Origin of the sequence: Streptomyces subrutilus, from assembly GCF_001746425.1 — a bacterium.
GTDB classification, from domain to species: domain Bacteria; phylum Actinomycetota; class Actinomycetes; order Streptomycetales; family Streptomycetaceae; genus Streptomyces; species Streptomyces subrutilus_A.
On the sequence record NZ_MEHK01000001.1, the window covers coordinates 6,828,977 to 6,846,168 of the forward strand.

The window sequence follows — 17,192 nt, forward strand, 5'->3', positions numbered from 1 at the left end:
TGACAGAGCCGGCCCGGACCGTGGATCAGGTCCCACATCTGCCCTGCGCAACGCGGAGCGGGGCGGGCCCCGGGCCTCGCGCGGGGACCGTCACGGTCCTTCCGGACCGGGTCCCGCGCACGCCCGGACGGCCGGCCCGCACACTCGGCAGGTCAGGCGCTCTCGGCGCGGAACATCCAGCGGTGCTTCTCGAGGTCCCCGGTCAGGCCGATCAGGATGTCCTCGGTGACGGGGTCGGCCTCCCCGGTGGACCGGATGCGCTCGCGCATGCGGTCGATCACGACGTCGAGGGCGTCCCCGAGGATGCGGACCGCGTCCGCGTCCTTCACCCATCCCTCCGGTACGGCGGTGATCGCGCTGGAGGACGCCACCGTCGCCGCGCGGCCGTCGGGGGTCACCCCGAGGGCGGACGCGCGCTCGGCCACCACGTCGGAGTGGGTACGGGCGGAGGTGACGACCTCGTCGAGCTGGAGGTGGACGGACCGGAAGCGGGGACCCACCACGTTCCAGTGCACCTGCTTGGCGACCAGCGCCAGGTCCACCAGGTCCACCAGCGCGCCCTGAAGGGCGTCACCGACGACCTTCAGGTCGGCTTCCGGGAGGGCGTTCTTGACGACGGACACAGCATCTCCATTCCGTAAGGCCGTCAGAGAGACGACCAGAATTTGGTACGAAACCTCCCATACCCTTGATCCGCGGCCGCTAACGTCGCGCCCCGGCACCTGACCCGGCCGCCTCGCACCGCCCGGCGCGCGAGGCTATTTTGAGGCCGGGGTCAGCACGACGAAGTCGGCGTGCGCCGGGTCGAGGCAGACGGCCAGCCGGCCCACCCCCTCGGCGTCGTCCGGCCCCATCTGCACGCTGCCCCCGTTCTCCGTGACCCGGGCGACCGCCGCGTCGCAGTCGGTGACGTGGAAGACCGGATGCCAGTACGCCTGCCCGTTCGTCAAGGCGAGCTGTTCCCTGGTGAGTTGCATGAGGCCGCCGTGCATGCGCTCCTCGGCCAGGCCGGCCGGGGTGATCAGGGAGTACGTGCCCGCCCCGCCCGGCAGCTCCATCTCGCCGAACCGCCAGCCGAAGACACCCCCGTAGAACTCCTTGGCGGCGGAGGCGTCGCTCGTGAACAGCTCCGTCCAGGACAGCGAGCCCGGCTCGTCCACCAGGTCGACGCCCTTGCTCGTCCCGGGCTGCCAGACGGCGAACTGGGCCCCCAGCGGGTCGGTGTACTGCGCCATCCGGCCCCACTCGTCGAGGTCCCTCGGCGGCACCCGCACCGTGCCGCCGGCGCTCTCCACGGCCTGGGTCGTGGCGGTCGCGTCGGGGACGCTGTAGTAGATCATCCACGCGGAGCGCGCGCCCTCCTCGGTGAGCTTGCCGAGCCCGGCGACGATCTTGCCGTCCTTGCGGAACATGCCGCCTTCCATGTCCTCCCCCTCGCCCATGGACTCGTACTCCCACCCGAGCACGGCGCCGTAGAAGGCTGCGGCCGCGCGTACGTCCGGAGCGCCGAGGTCGAGCCAGCAGGGTGAACCGGGGGCGAAGTCAGTGGTGATCATGGCCATGGCCTTTCGGGGATCGGCTACGACCCCAGCGTGGCACCGGCCACCGACACGCGCCTGTCGGTGTCCCGGCCGGAGCGGCGCAGCGCACCGGGAGTGGTGCCGTACCAGCGCTGGACGGCTCGGCGCAGGGCGCGGGCGTCGGCGTATCCGCTGCGCGCGGCGACCGCGTCGATGCTGAGGTCGGTGTCGTGGAGCAGCCGCGTGATGCGGGCCCGGCGCAGGGTCTCGACCTCGTGGTTCCAGGTGGTGCCGTGCTCCTCCAGGCGGCGCTGGAGCGTGCGCGTACTGACGGCCATGCGCCGCGCCACGGCGGGCAGCGTCGGCGTGGCCTCGCCGTGGGCGGCGGCCAGGGCGCTGCGGAACAGGGCCGGCCAGTCGTGCAGCGGGACCGCGGTGGCGAGGGTCTGTTCGGCGTGCCTGCGCAACACGGCCGACAGGCCCGGCTGGGAGTGCGGTGTCGGGATGTTGAGGTCGGAGGCGAGGAAGGTGATCGAGGTGTCCGGGGCCTCGAAGTCGATGGTGCGCGTCCCGTACAGCTCGGTCAGGGCGCCGTGCCGGCGGGGTGCCTCGGCGGCGAGGGTGACGCGGACGGGTACGAGGCGGCGTTGCGCGGCCTCGCTCAGGCGCCGCCGGTAGAGGCCGAGGGCGTAGCCGCGGATGGCGCAGGCCGCGTCGAAGGCCAGATCGGCCTGGTTGAGGTGGCTGATGGTGACGTACCCGCCGTCCTCGGTGATCCGCAGGGTGTCCGTGGAGGTGTCGGCGACGGTGGCGATGTACGCGGCGGCGTCCCGGATGCCCTCGATCGGGGTGGGCGCGGAGGTGATCAGGTAGTCCCAGACTCCGAGGGTGCCGATGGCCGACTGCTGGGCCAGCGCCCGGGAGAGCTCGGCCCAGGGGGTGCGCGCGGTCGTCAGTTCCGCGATGCGGATGCCCGTGGCAGCCGGGGTCCGGCACAGGTCGTCGTTGAGGTGCTCGGGCGCCAGGCCGGGCAGGTGCGCGTATCCGTGCGACGGTACGTCGAACAGGCGTGCGGCGTTGACGCTCAGACGGGTGAGGGCGGAGGAGGTTGTTCCCTGATGTTCATGCGCGACCACAGGGGTTGAGCATAGGCGAGCGCGCGGGGCGAGATCATCGGCGGATCCTGGCGTCCGGTGTCCCCACCTCGGCGCGGCGGGTCCCCCGTGGCGCGTTCGGTCCCCTGGCTGGCGCGTGCCGTCCTGGGCCGGCCGGCCCCCGCGGCCGTAGCGTGGCCAGCGTTTCCACACGGCGCGGAGCCCCCCCACGGGGGTGGGGGGCCCGCACCATCCTCCTGCCGACGCGGTCGCCGGACTCGCGCTTCACCGCGGGCCTTTGGCGTGGGTCCGGTGCAGGGGCCCGCCTCCCGGCACCGCCCTCGATCGAAGCCGTCATGCCACCCCACTACGCTGACGGGATGAGCCTCCACCAGCAGGCACCGGGAGGCCGCCCCAGCGCCGCGGGCGGGGTGGGCCTGAGCACCGGAGCCGTGGCGAGGCGGCTGGGGGTGTCCGCGACGACCCTGCGCTCCTGGGAGCGCCGGTACGGGATCGGGCCGGCGGACCGGGAGCGCGGCAGGCATCGGCGGTGGCTCCCGACGGACGTCTCCCGGCTCGAACTGATGTGTCTGCTCACCGCGCAGGGCGTTCCCCCCGCGGAAGCGGCCCGGGCGGCGATGAGCCGTGCCTCCGAGGCCCTGCGGAAGCAGACGGACGGGGCGGAGCAGGCCCCCGCGGCCGCCGGTCTCCACACGCCCGGAGGACGTGGCGCGCTGCCGCTGGGAGCCGTACGCCAGGAGTGCCGCGGCCTGGCCCGCGCGGCGGTGCGGCTGGACGCGGCAGCCGTCGGCGAAATCCTCGAACGAGCGCTCGACACCTACGGCTGCGTCGTCACCTGGGAGGAGATCATCGCGCCGACGCTGCACGCCGTGGGGCGCAAATGGGCTTCCTCCGGGGAGCGCTACGTGGAGGTCGAGCACCTCCTGTCGTGGCAGGTGTCCACGGCGCTGCGGCGCGGGCCGCAGGCCGGTGAGGCCGCGGGAGTGCCGCCCGTACTGCTCGCCTGCGTGCCGGGGGAGCAGCACAGCCTGCCCCTCGAAGCCTTGTACGCGGCCCTCGGGGAGGCCGGCCTGCCCCGCCGGATGTTCGGCCCCGCGCTGCCGGTGGACGCGCTGCGCGAGGCGGTACGGAGGGTCGGCCCCTCCGTCGTCGTGCTGTGGGCGCAGGTCAAGCCGGCCGGCGTCGACCTCGGCCGGGTCGTCGATGCCGTCGCCGGCGTGGAGTGGGGCGTCCAAGGGGCCCGGTCGCACCCGAGGGTCCTGCTGGCCGGACCGGGGTGGACGGGCGTTCGGAATGCCGGAGCCCGGCTGCTCACCGGCCTCGGCTCCGGCCTGGAAGTGATCCGCGGGATGGTGGGAACCGCCCCCGCCCTGAAGGACGGCTGACGTATCAGCCCTCCAGGCACCCGCGGGGGCCGCCCAGGCCCCGGCGCAAGGACAACAGCCCCCTGCGCACGTGGCTCTTGACCGTGCCCAGCGGGATGCCGGTCCACTCGGCGATCCGTACGTGCGTCAGACCGCCGTAGAAGGCCAGGCACAGGACCTCGCGCTGGGTCACGGGCAGGGCGGCCAGTGCGTCCAGGACGAGTACCCGGTCCAGTGCCGCCTCCGGGCTGTCGCCGCGTGCCGGGTCCGGCCGGGCATCGGACTCGGGGAGGGCGGCGCGCACGGACGCCGTGATCCGGGTGCGCGCGGTCAGCGCGTCCATGGCCTTGTGGCGTGTGATGCCCGCGAGCCATGCCGCCAGATCGCCGCGCTGCGGGTCGAACCGGTGGCGGCCGCGCCAGGCATCGAAGAACACCTGCTGGGTGATGTCCTCCGCGATATGCGGGTCGCCCGTGGTGCGCCAGGCCATGCTGTGCACCATGCCAGCCCAGCGCCGGTAGGCGGCGGCGAAGGACTCCTCGTCGCCCTCCCTGAACCCCCGGGACAGTTCGAGGAGCTCGCCCGCCTCGTCGGTGGGAGCAGGTGCCGTGGTGCTGGCGAGAACCATGACGGGGTGGCTCCTCGTGCCGAGAACGGGCGGGATGCTGCAACGCGACGAGCGTGGCTCCGGACCGGTGCGGGCCGCAACTTGCATCGTTTGTGCATTGAATCCCGCCCGCCCCGGCCTGCCGGGTCCTGCGGATGGTGCATCCGAGGAGGCAGCGCGCGGGGAAGGCATGCACAGCACGGTTCACGCAACGGCTCACCGACCGGTGCGACCGACCGGTCCAACGGACGACGCCGCTCGGAGTGGAGGCCCCCATGCCCGCACGCAGTGACGAACCCCGCCCCGCGAGGGAGCCGGGGCAGCGGCCCGCCGCCCTTCGCTGCCTGGTCACCGGGGCCGGCGGTTACATCGGCGGCCGCCTGGTGCCCGAGCTGCTGGACGCCGGTCACAGCGTCCGGTGCCTGGCCAGGACCCCCGAGCGGCTGCGCGACCACACCTGGGCCGGCCGGGCCGAGATCGTCCGGGGCGACGTCACCGACGCCGCGTCGACCGGCGACGCCCTGCGGGGCATCGACGTCGCCTACTACCTCGTGCACTCGCTGAACTCCGGACCCGGCTTCGAGGAGCGGGACCGCGCGGCGGCCCGTACGTTCGCCGAGCAGGCCCGCCTGGCGGGCGTGCGGCGCATCGTGTACCTCGGCGGGCTGGTGCCCGCCGGGGTGCCGGCCGGCCGCCTCTCCCCGCACCTGCGCTCCCGCGCCGAAGTCGGCCGGATCTTCCTGGAGGGCGAGGTCCCGGCGACCGTGCTGCGCGCCGCCGTCGTCATCGGCTCCGGATCCGCCTCGTTCGAGATGCTGCGCTACCTGACCGAGCGGCTCCCGGTCATGGTCACACCGAGCTGGGTGGGCAGCCGGGTCCAGCCCATCGCGGTCCGCGACGTCCTGCGCTACCTCGTGGGCAGCGCGAGCATGCCCGCCGACGTGAACCGGGCCTTCGACATCGGCGGACCGGACGTCCTGACGTACGAGGAGATGATGCGGCGCTACGCCGCCGTGGCGGGCCTGCCCCACCGGCTCATCCTGCGCGTGCCCATGCTCACCCCGCGCCTGTCCAGCCACTGGATCGGCCTGGTCACCCCGGTCCCGCGCGGGCTGGCCCGGCCGCTCGCCGAATCACTGCGCCACGAGGTGGTCTGCGACGAGCACGACGTGGCCCGGTACGTACCCGACCCGGCCGGCACGCCCATCCCGTTCGACCGGGCGCTCTCCCTGGCCCTCGAACGGGTGCGCGAGGCCAAGGTGACCACCCGCTGGTCCAACGCCTCCCTGCCGGGCGCACCGAGCGACCCGCTGCCCACCGACCCGGACTGGGCGGGCGGCAGCCTCTACACCGACCACCGGACCCGGGCCACGGACGCCTCGCCGAAGGCGCTGTGGCAGATCATCGAGGGGATCGGGGGCGACAACGGCTGGTACTCCTTCCCGCTCGCGTGGGCGGTCCGAGGCCGGCTCGACCGGCTCGTCGGCGGCGCGGGCATCCGGCGAGGCCGGCGCGACGCGTCCCGGCTGAGGGTGGGCGACTCGCTGGACTTCTGGCGGGTCGAGGAGATCGAACCGGGCCGGCTGCTGCGGCTGCGCGCCGAGATGCGGCTGCCGGGACTGGCCTGGCTGGAGCTGTACGCCGATCCGCACCCCGGGCCCGCCGGAGCGGGGGGCGCGACCTACCGCCAACGCGCGCTCTTCCACCCCCGCGGTCTGCTCGGCCACCTCTACTGGTGGAGCGTGGCCCCCTTCCACGCCGTGGTCTTCGGCGGCATGGCCCGCAACATCACCCGGGCCGCCGAACGAGTGGACGCCGAACCCGCCTCCGCCGCCTTCCGTTCCGCCTCCACCTCCTCCTCCCGCGACGGATAGCGCATCCGGAAACACCGTCACCGGCGAACACCTTCACAGCCGGCATCCGCCCCACCGATACGGAGCGCGCTCCCATGACCGTCGCCATCGTCCTCTACACCTCCGATCTGCGCGTCAACGACCACCCGCCCCTGCGTGCGGCCCTCTCGTCCGCCGGGGAGGTGGTGCCGCTGTTCGTCCGCGACAGCCGTATCGAGGCGGCCGGCTTCGGCGCGCCCAACCGGCAGGCCTTCCTCGCCGACTGCCTCGCCGACCTCGACGCCGGGCTGCGCGCCCGCGGCGGCCGGCTGATCGTGCGCTCCGGAGACCCCGTGGCGGCGGTCGCAGCGGTGGCCGGGGAATCCGATGCCGACGAGGTGCACATGGCCGCCGGGGCGAGCGCGTACGCCCGATCCCGCGAGGCACGCCTGCGCGACGCCCTGGAGCGGGAGGGCCGGCGGCTGTACGTACACGAGGGGGTCGTCACCGCCGTAGCCCCCGGTGAGCTGACCCCGGCCGGCTCCGACCACTTCGCCGTCTTCACCCCGTACTTCCGCCGCTGGGCGGCGCTGCCGCCGCGCGCGCTGTCGGCCGCACCGCGCCATGTGCCCGTTCCCGAGGGGATCGCTTCGCAGGCCCTGCCCGCGCGCGGCGCCGTCCGGGGCGTGTCCGACCTGCTGGCTCGGGGCGGCGAGGCCGAGGGCCGGGAGTTGCTCACCCGCTGGCTGAGCGGCGGCATCCGGCAGTACGGGCAGATCCATGACGACCTGGCCGCAGACGCGACCTCACGGCTCTCCCCGCACCTGCACTTCGGCACCGTCTCGGCCACGGAGATCGTCCGGCGCGCCCAGCAGCGCGGCGGCCTCGGAGCGGCGGCCTTCGTGCGCCAGATCTGCTGGCGGGACTTCCACTACCAGGTGCTCGCCGCGCGCCCCGACGCCGCCGCGGCGGACTACCGGTCCCGCCACGACCACTGGCGCACCGAGCGGGACGCGGGGGAGGAGATCCAGGCCTGGCGCGACGGCCGCACCGGCTACCCGCTCATCGACGCGGCCATGCGCCAGCTGCGCCAGGAGGGCTGGATGCACAACCGGGCCAGGCTGCTGACCGCGAGTTTCCTGACCAAGACGCTGTACGTGGACTGGCGCATCGGAGCCCGGCACTTCCTCGACCTGCTGGTCGACGGGGACATCGCCAACAACCAGCTCAACTGGCAGTGGGCCGCCGGCACCGGCACCGACACCCGTCCCAACCGGGTCCTCAACCCGCTGCTCCAGGCCCGCCGTTTCGATCCGGACGGCGCCTACGTGCGGCGCTGGGTCCCGGAACTCGCCGGACTCTCCGTCCCGTACGTCCACCAGCCGTGGAAGCTCTCCGGCCCGGACCGCGCCGCGATCGACTACCCGGAACCCCTCGTGGACCTGACCGACGCGCTCGGCAGGTTCCGCCGCAGCCGGGGTATCGGCTGAGCCGGACGGGCACCTCCGGATGCGGCGCCGTGCGGCGGTCGCCAGACTGATCGTGAGGCACGGCGCCGTACCGGTGGCCGTCGAGGGGGCCCGCGTGCATCGGGGCTCTTCGACGAGACGATCGCGGGGGTGGAGATGATCGAACCCGCCCGGCGGGTGCGTCGCCGGGACGGGGCCCGGCGCCTGCTGCCCCCGGTCTCCGCCTGGCTGATCGCGAACCTCGTCAGCTGGCTGACCGCGCGGGCGTCCGTCGCCGGCGATGGATCCGGCGTGGCCTACTGGTCCGCGGACAGCCGTCACCGCTGGGATTCCGGACACTATCTGTCCATCGCCAGGTCGGGCTACGAGATGTTCCGGTGCCGGGACCGCTACCCGAACTTCCGCGATGTGATGTGCGGGAACGTCGCCTGGTTTCCCGGATACCCCATGCCGGTCCGGGCGACCTCCGCCACCGGGCTGTCCTACGAGACATCCGCCGTTCTCGTCACCGAACTGGCCCTGCTCGGCATGTTCGCGGTGCTGTGGTGGCTGCTGGGCGCTCGGCTCACCTGGGCCACGGGCCTCACCCTTGCCGTGGGTACGGTCTTCCCGGGCGGCATCTATTTCCACGCGATGTTCCCCATCGCCCTGGGAACGCTGGCGCTGCTCGTCTGCGTCGCGGGGGTGAAACGCGGTTCCTGGGCCCTCGCCGCCGCCGCTGGTTTCGCGGCGGTCGCCTGCCATCCCGTCGGCGCCGTCACGGTCGGCATGCTGCTGTCGAGCGCGTTGTTCGCATGGCGGAGGGATGCCCGGCCGATGCGGTTCGTGAAGGCCGTGTCGTCGGCGGCGCTCGCGGGCTGCGGCGTGCTGTGGGCCAGATGGCTCATGTGGCAGGGAACGGGCCGCTGGGACGCGTACGAGGTCCTCCAGGAGTCCAGCTACCGGCAAGGCGGTCTGCACGAGCCCTTCGGCGAGATGCGCGGCGCCTACGATTTCCCGTTCAGCCACTGGTACACGCCCGAGGGGCGGCTGCCCTGGCTGGTGGAGCACAGCCTCGCCGCGCACCGGCCCCAGCTCTGGCTGAACATCGCCTTCGTCCTGCTGATCCTGGTGACGGCCGCGGTCCGACTCCTTCGCAGGCGCCGCCTGGACGTGGAGGAGTGGGCCGCCCTGGTCCTGACGCCGGCGGTGTTCTTCACGCCGTTCCTCGCCGGCGCGGAGATGTCGTGGTACCGCAACCACGCGCAGATGTTCGTCGGCCTCATCCTGGTCAGGCGCATGCCCCGCTGGGTCCAGGTGCCGCTCCTGGTGCTCTGCGCGATCCAGTACGCCCTCCTCGGGGCGATGTTCTTCGCCGGGACGCTGGTGTGACCACCGGCTACTGCCGCGGGTGGTCGTCCTGCGTGTCGCTGGCGACGCTGTAGGTGGGCCGGGCCTGGACGGCCGTGTAGATGCGGGCCACGTACTCGCCGAGCATGCCCAGGCAGAAGAGCTGTACCGCGCCGAAGAACAGCACGGTGATGATCAGAGAGGTCCAGCCGGGCAGGGTCCTCCCCATGGCGTAGACCGTGAGGGCCCAGGTGAGGAAGGCGAGGCACAGGACGAGGCTGAAGGCGCCGATCGCCGTGGCCAGGCGCAGGGGCACGGCCGAGAAGCTGGTGACGCTGTCCAGAGCCAACAGGACCATCTTGTGCAGAGGGTATTTGGTGGCGCCGGCCACCCGCTCCGCGCGCTGATAGGTGATCTGGCCGCCGGGGAAGCCGAGCCACGGGATGAGCAGGCGGTAGATCTGCTGCTGGTCGGGGAGCGTCTTGAGGGTCTCCACGACCGCGCGGGACAGCAGGCGGAAGTCGCCGGCCTGAGCGGGGACGTAGGAGCCGGCCAGGCGCCGCATGAGCCAGTAGTAGGCGGCGGCCGTCCGGCGTTTGAAACCGCTGTCGGCGGAGCGGTCGGTACGGATGCCGTAAACGATGTCGAGGCCGTCCGCGCGGGCCAGGGCGAGCATGTCCGGGATGAGTTCCGGCGGGTCCTGGAGGTCCGCGTCGATGCTGATCACGTAGGCGCCGAGGGAACGGTGCAGCCCGGCGGTGAGCGCGGCCTGGTGGCCGCTGTTGCGCCGGAGCGTGACGATGCGCAGCTGGGGCCAGACCGTGCGCAGGTCCTCCAGCAGCCTCGCGGTCCCGTCGGTCGAGCCGTCGTCGACGGCGACGACCTCGTACGGTTCGCCGCCCCCGTCCAGGATCGGCCGGAGCCGCGCCGCGAGCACGGGCAGGGCCTCCTCCTCGTTGAAGATGGGAACCACGATCGACAGCGCGACCGATTCCGTGCCTGTGTCGTACACAGCACCGATGATGCGGGAAGCGCCTGGTCCCGGCACTCCGAGAAACGGCGGCGCCCCGCCCCGCGGTCCCACCGGGGTGACGGGTTCCTCACATCCGCGGCCCGTGGCGAAGGCGGCCCCGGGGAACCCTGCCGGGCCTGTGCATACTGCTGGGCATGACGTCCTCGATCCCCGCCCGCATCCACCTGATGATCACCTTCGTGCTGGTGATGTGCGGGGCGGTCGGCGGGATCTGTTTCGGCCTGCTGCTGGGCGGCAGGATGACGGCCTTGGCCGCCGGCGGCGCGGCCGGCCTGGGTGCCGGGATCGGGTCCTTCCTCTCGCGCCGCCAGGTGGTGGCCTTCTTCCAGCCGGAGCCCGCCGCCGCACGGGCCGACGGGTACGCGGAGGGGATCGCCGACGCGGTGCTCGTGAGCATCGCGACCTACCAGGCCGCGGTCTTTCCCCTGACCCGGGACGGCGTGAGCGAGGAGGAGCGGGACGCGCGCCGCACCGTCGCCTACCGGGTCTCCGCCTACGACGGCCTGCCCCTCGCGGTACGGGTGTCGGCGGCGGCCGCGCTCGAGGCCCTCGACCAGGGCCTCGACGCCGACCGCGCCCAGGCCGCGATGAAGGACCTGTCCCTCACGGTCTACGACCACCGCGGCGGCCGCTGACCGCGGCAGGGACGAGCGGCTCGGGTCACAGGCTCGCGAGGAGGCCGCCGAGGGGGTCCGGCACCTGTCCGTGGTCGAGGGCCTCGACGAGCAGGCGGCCGTAGCGGATCTTGCGGCCCTTCTTCGTGCCGAGGAAGCGCCGCAGTCGGTGGTGCGTGGGGCGGCCGTGCTGTGCGGGCTGGCGTACGAAGGTCTGCCAGGCCCGGAGGTCGCCCTCGGCCTCGATGATCTCCTCCACCTTCGCCGTGCCGAGCGCGCGGATGAGCTCCTCCTCCAGGTCCGCCACGCACACGAAGACGTCCGCGTGCCGGGCCCCCGCCCGCGCCAGGCCGCGGTCGAAGAAGGGCCGCTCCCGTTCGTCGCACAGACCCGCCAGCCGCAGGCCCAGGCCGGTCGGCCCGAGGAGCCCGGCGTAGCGTCCGACGCTCATCGCCCCGCCCATCGACACCAGGCACACCCCCTCGGCGGCCAGGTCCCGTCCTCGCCGTTCGGCCAGTGCCTCGACGGCGGCGAGATCGCTCGCCCCTTCCAGCAGTACCGCCGTACGCACCCCGAGCCGTACGGCCAGCTCGCCCGCCGGGCCGCCGGGCCCGCCCGCCGCCCGGAGACCGACCTCGTGCCGGAACGCCTGCATGTCCACCATGGTGCGAGTCTGCATCTGCGCCGACGGAACGGCACGCAAATATTCGACGCCCCGCCCCGTACTGCCCCGCACGCGCACCAGGCCCCGGGGAGCTGATCCCCGGGGCCTGGTGGTGTCACTTCGCTGACCGTCAGGATCAACGACCGGTCGGGCGTGATGTCACGCCCGGACCACGTCCGGTTTCCCGGGCATCGGCGGATCTGCCTCAGGAGGACGCCGGTCCGGGTGTGAACGCCGGTCCGGTGGGCGCCGCGGGGGCGGAGGAGGTCTCGCCGCCGTCCAGGCACCTCAGCGACATGACCACCGGCGCCTGAACGCCCTCCGCGGGCTCGCCGAGGAAGCCGACCAGGACCGTCCAGTTGCTCTTCGTGAGGGTGAGCGTCTCGCCGCCCAGGTCGGGACCGTCCTGCCAGCCGTGTTCGGAACGGGCCCGCGCGAGGGCCGCCCTCAGGGCGGCGTCCACCGTCTGCGGCTCGTGCCGTCCGGAGAGCCGCTCGGTGCACCGGCCCAGCATGTCCGAGGGCTCCCGCTCCACGGTGATGCCCTCGGCCGCCAGGACCGACGTCATCTCCGACACCACCGCGTCAGCGGACAGCGGGGGGCCCGTGAAACGCGGGGGCAGCGGGCCGAGGTCCCGCAGGAGAGGGGCGCAGGCCGTCGCCGTCGCCGCCGTCAACGCCGCCATGACCAGGGGCGCCAGGGCCGCGCGCCCCTGTCGTCGTCGCACGATGCTGTCCGTCCTCTCGGTTCCGCACACGGTCGGCCAGTCTCGCACCCCACCGATCTTGACGGACCACCGGCTGCCGTACGCGAGTTGCCGGCCCGTCAGGAGCCGCCGTGCCGCGTCTGGCCGGGCCCCGGGGCAGGCTCCGGCTCGTGCCGGGGCGGCCCGTCCTGGCGGGGGAGCAGGAACGGGGTCGTCAGGATGAGGAGGCCCGCGACGCCGATCGCGGTGCGGAGGCCGGCGACGCCGGCCAGCAGGCCCCACAGAGCGGTCAGTGCGGCGATGCAGGCCTTGCTGGTCACCGACCACGCGCACAGGGTGCGGGCCACCCGGTCCGCCGGGGTCCGGTGGAGCCGGTAGGTCGCGAACACGGGGTTGAACACTCCCATGCACGTGATCATCCCGAACTCGACGGTCATGACCAGGACGAGTCCGGCGGTGCCGGGGCCGGTGAAGGCCAGCCCGAGCAGCCAGCAGGCCCGCAGCGCCCCGGCGGTGACCATGACCCCGTGCTGCCCGAACCGGGCGACCAGCCGCGGGGCCAGGCGGGCGCCGACCAGGCCGCCGAGGCAGGGCACGGCGAAGGCGAGGCCGTACTGCCACGGTGCGAACCCGAGGCGGCCGAGCATGAGGACGGCGAGCAGCGGCGAGGTCGCCATGATCAGGCCGTTGACCAGGATCGTGTTGGCGAACAGCGGCCGCAGCGCGGAGTCCGCCAGGATGAACCGCCACCCGTCGAGCAGGTCGCCGGCCCGCAGCCGCGGTGCCCCGGTGGGCGCGGGGCGCGGCTCCCGCCCGCCGATCGCCCGGATCCCCGCCGCCGAGAGCAGGTAGCTCACCGCGTTGGCCAGCACGGTCATCACCGGGCCGAACAGCCCGACCGCGGCCCCGCCGAGCGGTGGCCCGAGCACGGTGGCGGTCCAGGTCGTGGACTCGAACCGGCCGTTCGCGACGAGCAGGTCCTCCGGCCGCACCAGCGACTTCAGACATGCCCCGCCGGCGGCCGTGAAGGCGATGTCGGCAGCACCGACGACGACCGACACGACCAGGAGCTGGGCGAAGCCGAGCCGGCCGAGCGCGAACGCCGCGGGGATGGTCATCAGCGCCGCGAAGCGGACCAGGTCCATCGAGACCATCACCCGCCGCTTGCGGCGGAACTCCACCCAGGGCCCGAGCGGCACCGCCACCACCGCGGCGACCGCCATGCCCGCGGCGGCCAGCACCGACACCTCGGTCGTCCCGGCGTCCAGAACGAGGATCGCGATCAGCGGGAACGCGTCGAAGGCGAGCCATGTGCCGAGCGCGCTGACCGCGTACGCCGCCCAGAGCCATCCGAACTGCCGCCCCAGCGATCGACTCGCCACCATCATCGGCGCACCCTCCCCCTCGCTCCCGCGGCCCGGACAGCCGGACGTCGACCAGCGCGATCAAAGCGAGCAGCACACCGGCGGGTCAAATATCCGGCGCGGCGCCGTCGAGCGCGGGCCGGACCCGGTCGGCGGGCTCCCGCAGCGCCGCGCGGAAGGCCGCCGTGACGCCGGTGTCGAGGAGCACCAGGGTCTCGCCGGTCGGGATGCCGCCTCCGCCGTAGGGTGAACCCCGCACGCGACGGGCAAGGAGCCGGAGGAGGCGGAGATGGCCGACATGACGCCGGCCGGGGCGACGGTCGACGCGGTGATGGCCGAGCTGGCCGGCCTCGAGGACCCCAAGGCACGCGCGGTCAACGAGAGGCACGGTGACGATCACGGTGTGAACCTCGGCAAGCTCCGCGCGCTCGCGAAGCGGCTGAAGACGCAGCAGGACCTCGCGTGCCGGCTCTGGGAGACGGACGACACCGCGGCGCGGCTCCTCGCGCTGCTGATCTGCCGCCCCAAGGCGTTCGGGCGCGACGAGCTGGACAGCATGCTGCGCGAGGCGCGCACGCCCAAGGTGCACGACTGGCTCGTGAACTACGTGGTGAAGAAGAGCCCGCACGCCGAGGAGCTGCGCGTGGCCTGGTCCGCCGACCCGGATCCGGTGGTCGCGAGTGCGGGCTGGGCGCTGACCACCGACCGCGTGGCGAAGAAGCCCGAGGGCCTCGACCTCGGGGGTCTGCTCGACGTCGTCGAGGCGGAGATGAAGGACGCCCCGGACCGCCTGCAGTGGGCGATGAACCACTGTCTGGCCCAGATCGGGATCGAGCACGCCCAGCACCGCGCCCGTGCGCTCGACATCGGCGAGCGCCTGGAGGTGCTCAAGGACTACCCGACGTCCCCGGGCTGCACGTCCCCCTTCGCACCGGTATGGATCACCGAGATGGTGCGCCGGCAGGCCTGAGCCCCTACGGGGGGTCCGCGGAGCCGCTCAGCGCAGTACGGCCGACAACAGGTCGGAGCCCAGCGCCGTCAGGTCGGGCACGTTGAGGGTGTAGCGGACGTAACGGCCGTCGCGCCGGCCCGTGAGCAGGCCCGCGCGGCGCAGGACGGCCAGGTGGCGCGACACCTCCGGGGCCGAGAGCTCCCAGGCGTGGGCCAGCTCACCGGTGGTGTGCGGACCACGGGCCAGGGTGCGCAGCAGCCGCAGCCGCACCGGATGGGCGAGCGCCTCCAGCCGCAGCGTGACGGTCTCCAGTGACACCGGCTCCGCGGGACCCGGCTCGGCCACGGGGTACTGCACCACCGGCTGCCACCCGGGCGCGTGGACCGCCACCAGGTGCGGGCGGTTGAACACACTGGGAATGAAGGTGACCCCGGCGCCGCGGGCGGCGGTCGCCTTGTCCTGCAGCTTGTCCACGATGATGCAGTCGCCGTCCGGGGCCAGGGTGACCGCGCCGGATACCGCCGCGAGCGCCGCCCCGATGCCCTGGCGCTTGAGCAGGTCGTTCTTCAGGCGCAGGTCGGTGGCGAGCCGCACGGCGACGCCCGTCCAGGCGGCGTCGAAGAAGGCCTCGGCGTACTGTTCGAGGGTGTGGCGCACCCGCTCCCGCACGGCGGCCGGGTCGGCGAGCAGCCGTTCCGCGAAGGCCTCCTGCCGCGCGCCGCGTGCTTGGGCCAGGTCCAGGGCCCGCTCGCGCGCCGTCGCGTCGGTGAGCGGGGACGGCGCGGCGAAGTGGACCCGGTTGCCGCCGCAGGTGGTGACGAGCGCGGCGGTCACGTACGTCTCGTCGTCGATCCGGTCCACGTCGTCCAATTCCTCGGCGAGGGTGGGCCGGGGCCGGGCGGGGAGCAGGAAGTCGGCCTGTGAGGAACGCCAGAGGAACTCCGCCTCCCGCAACCGCTCGGCCAGCTCCGGGGGCAGCCCGGCCCAGACCTCCCCGGCCCAGCCGGCGTGCCGCGGATGGTGCCCGGGTTCGGCCAGCACGTGCAGCATCGCCGTCAGCTCGGCCAGCGGGGAGGCGGCGAACCGCAGTTGCCCCGATCGCGGGCCGCTGATGTCGATCCTCAACGTCACCCCCTCATCATCGCCGACCGGAGGGCCGGCGACGGCGTCGATTGACGGACACCGTCAACCCGCGCGGCCGTTCCGGGGACCGAACGCAGGGTGGGCGCCATGGCAACCACCACCAAGATCCGTCCCCGTGCCCTCCTGCGGGCCTCCGGGGGCCCGCGCTACGCCGTCGCCCTGGCCGTGGACGCGCTCGGAACCGGCCTGCTGCGGCCCTTCCTGCTGATCTACGGCGTGACGGTGCTGCGGCTGTCCGCGCCGGCCACCGGCATCGCCATGACGGCCGGGGTCGTCGTGGGGCTGGTGTGCATGCCCGCGGTGGGCCGGTGGCTGGACCGGGGGGCGCGCAGCAGGGTCGTGGCGGCCTCGATGCTGGTGAGGGCGGTGGGCGTGGCGCTGCTGCTGGCCACCCCGACGGGGCACGTCTGGCTGTTCGCGACGGCCGCGCTCTTCCTGGGCGCCGGCAACCAGGCGTGGCCGGCCGCCCACGCTGCCCTCGTGGCCACCGTCGCCCACGGCCGGGAGCGCGATGCCGCTCTCGCGGGCGGCCGCGCCCTGCGCAACGCCGGGCTGGGCGTGGGCGCCCTCCTCGCCACCGTATGCCTGGCGGGCGGTACCAGCGCACTGCAGGCGCCGGCAGCCGTCACCGGGCTCGCCTACCTCACCGCGGCGGCCCTGGCCTGGTCGGTCCACGTCCGCGCGGATCCGGCAGCCGCCACCGCGGCCGACGGCACGGACGCCGGGCCGGCGCCCCGGACGCGGGCGCTGCTGGGGGCCAACGTGATCTACGTCTTCTGCCTCAACGTGCCCGAAATCGCGCTCCCGCTGGTTCTGTTGACGCAGCTGGACGCCTCCCCGGTGTGGGCGGCGGCCATCTTCGTGGCCAACACGGTGCTGGTGGTCACCCTGCAGGTTCCGGTCACCGTCCTGCTGTCGCGTTTCTCCCGGCGGACCGTGCTGGCCTTCGCCGGCGTGGTACTCGCCGTGTCCTACCTCGGCTTCCTTGCGGCCACCTCCCTGGGGCCCGGCTGGGGTGCCCCGGCCGTCGCCGCGGTGGCCGTGGTCTGCACCCTCGGCGAGATCGTCTACGCCGGCAGCGCCACCGCGCTCGTCACCGCCCTCGCCCCGGCCCATGCCCTGGGACGCACCCTCGCCCGCTTCGAACTCTCCTCGGGCTTCGGCCTCGCCGTCTCCCCGGCGGCCATCACCGCTCTCGCCCCCCACGGCCCGGCCGCCCTCTGGGGCAGCCTCGCCGCCGCGACGCTGCTCTCCGCCGGCGCCGTCGCCACCGAGAAGGACCCGGAGCAGCCCGTACCGCCGCCGGCCGGCCCCCGCTCTCCCACGACCGCCGGGACCCCACTGGATCAGCCCGAGGCAAATAAACCGCTCCTGCGGCCGGTCCCACGCGTGGCGACGGGCGCCGCGGTTTATCCGGGCCTCCGATGTCATACCGGCCGCATCCCCGGGCAGAAGCGGATATGACTCACAGGAAGAGGTG

The 17,192-nt window shown here is 73.7% G+C and carries 17 protein-coding genes; 7 read left to right on the forward strand and 10 right to left on the reverse strand.

The window, feature by feature from the left end; genetic code table 11:
- Nucleotides 1–152: 152 nt before the first annotated feature.
- The 3 genes from BGK67_RS31110 to BGK67_RS31120 form a co-directional block, all read right to left on the reverse strand.
- The gene (locus BGK67_RS31110) at nt 153–623 is read right to left on the reverse strand and encodes a Dps family protein (RefSeq protein WP_069923188.1); all 471 of its coding nucleotides are present in this window, start codon (nt 621–623) and stop codon (nt 153–155) included.
- A 135-nt stretch (nt 624–758) separates the two neighbouring features.
- A complete protein-coding gene (locus BGK67_RS31115) occupies nt 759–1,556 on the reverse strand; it encodes a VOC family protein (RefSeq protein WP_069924245.1) in 798 nt (265 codons plus the stop codon).
- Between the two features lie 23 nt (nt 1,557–1,579).
- On the reverse strand, nt 1,580–2,656 hold the full coding sequence (locus tag BGK67_RS31120; protein WP_069923189.1) for an AraC family transcriptional regulator: 1,077 nt from the start codon (nt 2,654–2,656) through the stop codon (nt 1,580–1,582).
- 338 nt (nt 2,657–2,994) lie between these two features.
- On the opposite strand from BGK67_RS31120, the gene BGK67_RS31125 reads away from it, so the two are divergent.
- Nucleotides 2,995–4,020 (forward strand): MerR family transcriptional regulator, encoded by a 1,026-nt coding sequence (locus BGK67_RS31125; protein WP_069923190.1) that lies wholly within the window; start codon nt 2,995–2,997, stop codon nt 4,018–4,020.
- Nucleotides 4,021–4,024: 4 nt separating this feature from the next.
- Here the strand turns inward: BGK67_RS31125 and BGK67_RS31130 are convergent, their stop codons facing one another.
- Nucleotides 4,025–4,627 (reverse strand): sigma-70 family RNA polymerase sigma factor, encoded by a 603-nt coding sequence (locus tag BGK67_RS31130; protein ID WP_069923191.1) that lies wholly within the window; start codon nt 4,625–4,627, stop codon nt 4,025–4,027.
- A 254-nt stretch (nt 4,628–4,881) separates the two neighbouring features.
- Between BGK67_RS31130 and BGK67_RS31135 the strand changes: the two genes are divergently transcribed.
- From BGK67_RS31135 to BGK67_RS31145, 3 genes are all read left to right on the forward strand, one after another.
- Entirely contained in the window at nt 4,882–6,480 is a 1,599-nt protein-coding gene (locus BGK67_RS31135; RefSeq protein WP_069923192.1) for an SDR family oxidoreductase, read from the forward strand.
- A 74-nt stretch (nt 6,481–6,554) separates the two neighbouring features.
- The gene (locus tag BGK67_RS31140) at nt 6,555–7,928 is read left to right on the forward strand and encodes a cryptochrome/photolyase family protein (protein WP_069923193.1); all 1,374 of its coding nucleotides are present in this window, start codon (nt 6,555–6,557) and stop codon (nt 7,926–7,928) included.
- 129 nt (nt 7,929–8,057) lie between these two features.
- Nucleotides 8,058–9,278 carry a hypothetical protein gene (locus BGK67_RS31145; protein WP_069923194.1) on the forward strand — a complete coding sequence of 407 codons (1,221 nt, stop codon included), beginning with the start codon at nt 8,058–8,060 and terminating at the stop codon, nt 9,276–9,278.
- 7 nt (nt 9,279–9,285) lie between these two features.
- On the opposite strand, the gene BGK67_RS31150 is transcribed toward BGK67_RS31145, so the two are convergent.
- Nucleotides 9,286–10,248, reverse strand: a complete 963-nt coding sequence (locus BGK67_RS31150; protein WP_244291367.1) for a glycosyltransferase family 2 protein — start codon at nt 10,246–10,248, stop codon at nt 9,286–9,288.
- Nucleotides 10,249–10,403: 155 nt separating this feature from the next.
- Between BGK67_RS31150 and BGK67_RS31155 the strand changes: the two genes are divergently transcribed.
- Nucleotides 10,404–10,904: a hypothetical protein gene (locus BGK67_RS31155; RefSeq protein WP_069923196.1), complete on the forward strand. Its 501-nt coding sequence runs from the start codon at nt 10,404–10,406 to the stop codon at nt 10,902–10,904.
- Nucleotides 10,905–10,929: 25 nt separating this feature from the next.
- Here the strand turns inward: BGK67_RS31155 and BGK67_RS31160 are convergent, their stop codons facing one another.
- The 4 genes from BGK67_RS31160 to BGK67_RS39145 form a co-directional block, all read right to left on the reverse strand.
- Nucleotides 10,930–11,547 (reverse strand): TOPRIM nucleotidyl transferase/hydrolase domain-containing protein, encoded by a 618-nt coding sequence (locus tag BGK67_RS31160; RefSeq protein WP_069923197.1) that lies wholly within the window; start codon nt 11,545–11,547, stop codon nt 10,930–10,932.
- Nucleotides 11,548–11,752: 205 nt separating this feature from the next.
- Entirely contained in the window at nt 11,753–12,274 is a 522-nt protein-coding gene (locus BGK67_RS31165) for a hypothetical protein (protein ID WP_244291368.1), read from the reverse strand.
- A gap of 98 nt (nt 12,275–12,372) precedes the next feature.
- Nucleotides 12,373–13,638, reverse strand: coding sequence for an MFS transporter (locus BGK67_RS31170; RefSeq protein WP_069924246.1), 1,266 nt, complete (start codon nt 13,636–13,638; stop codon nt 12,373–12,375).
- 85 nt (nt 13,639–13,723) lie between these two features.
- A complete protein-coding gene (locus BGK67_RS39145) occupies nt 13,724–13,876 on the reverse strand; it encodes a hypothetical protein (RefSeq protein WP_167739610.1) in 153 nt (50 codons plus the stop codon).
- A gap of 30 nt (nt 13,877–13,906) precedes the next feature.
- Between BGK67_RS39145 and BGK67_RS31175 the strand changes: the two genes are divergently transcribed.
- Nucleotides 13,907–14,587 carry a DNA alkylation repair protein gene (locus BGK67_RS31175; RefSeq protein WP_069923199.1) on the forward strand — a complete coding sequence of 227 codons (681 nt, stop codon included), beginning with the start codon at nt 13,907–13,909 and terminating at the stop codon, nt 14,585–14,587.
- A 27-nt stretch (nt 14,588–14,614) separates the two neighbouring features.
- Here BGK67_RS31175 and BGK67_RS31180 read toward each other — a convergent pair whose 3' ends face one another.
- Entirely contained in the window at nt 14,615–15,700 is a 1,086-nt protein-coding gene (locus tag BGK67_RS31180; protein WP_069923200.1) for a DUF5937 family protein, read from the reverse strand.
- A 99-nt stretch (nt 15,701–15,799) separates the two neighbouring features.
- Here BGK67_RS31180 and BGK67_RS31185 point away from each other — a divergent pair, with 99 nt between their 5' ends.
- The gene (locus tag BGK67_RS31185; RefSeq protein WP_079154474.1) at nt 15,800–17,176 is read left to right on the forward strand and encodes an MFS transporter; all 1,377 of its coding nucleotides are present in this window, start codon (nt 15,800–15,802) and stop codon (nt 17,174–17,176) included.
- The last annotated feature ends 16 nt before the right edge of the window (nt 17,177–17,192 follow it).

What these genes read in the sequence shown, in the direction of transcription:
- BGK67_RS31115 (WP_069924245.1), bottom strand. Translation starts at nt 1,556, where the DNA reads ATGATCACCACTGACTTCGCCCCCGGTTCACCCTGCTGGCTCGACCTC.
- BGK67_RS31125 (WP_069923190.1), top strand. Translation starts at nt 2,995, where the DNA reads ATGAGCCTCCACCAGCAGGCACCGGGAGGCCGCCCCAGCGCCGCGGGC.
- BGK67_RS31130 (WP_069923191.1), bottom strand. Translation starts at nt 4,627, where the DNA reads ATGGTTCTCGCCAGCACCACGGCACCTGCTCCCACCGACGAGGCGGGC.
- BGK67_RS31135 (WP_069923192.1), top strand. Translation starts at nt 4,882, where the DNA reads ATGCCCGCACGCAGTGACGAACCCCGCCCCGCGAGGGAGCCGGGGCAG.
- BGK67_RS31140 (WP_069923193.1), top strand. Translation starts at nt 6,555, where the DNA reads ATGACCGTCGCCATCGTCCTCTACACCTCCGATCTGCGCGTCAACGAC.
- BGK67_RS31155 (WP_069923196.1), top strand. Translation starts at nt 10,404, where the DNA reads ATGACGTCCTCGATCCCCGCCCGCATCCACCTGATGATCACCTTCGTG.
- BGK67_RS31160 (WP_069923197.1), bottom strand. Translation starts at nt 11,547, where the DNA reads ATGGTGGACATGCAGGCGTTCCGGCACGAGGTCGGTCTCCGGGCGGCG.
- BGK67_RS31170 (WP_069924246.1), bottom strand. Translation starts at nt 13,638, where the DNA reads ATGGTGGCGAGTCGATCGCTGGGGCGGCAGTTCGGATGGCTCTGGGCG.
- BGK67_RS31175 (WP_069923199.1), top strand. Translation starts at nt 13,907, where the DNA reads ATGGCCGACATGACGCCGGCCGGGGCGACGGTCGACGCGGTGATGGCC.
- BGK67_RS31185 (WP_079154474.1), top strand. Translation starts at nt 15,800, where the DNA reads ATGGCAACCACCACCAAGATCCGTCCCCGTGCCCTCCTGCGGGCCTCC.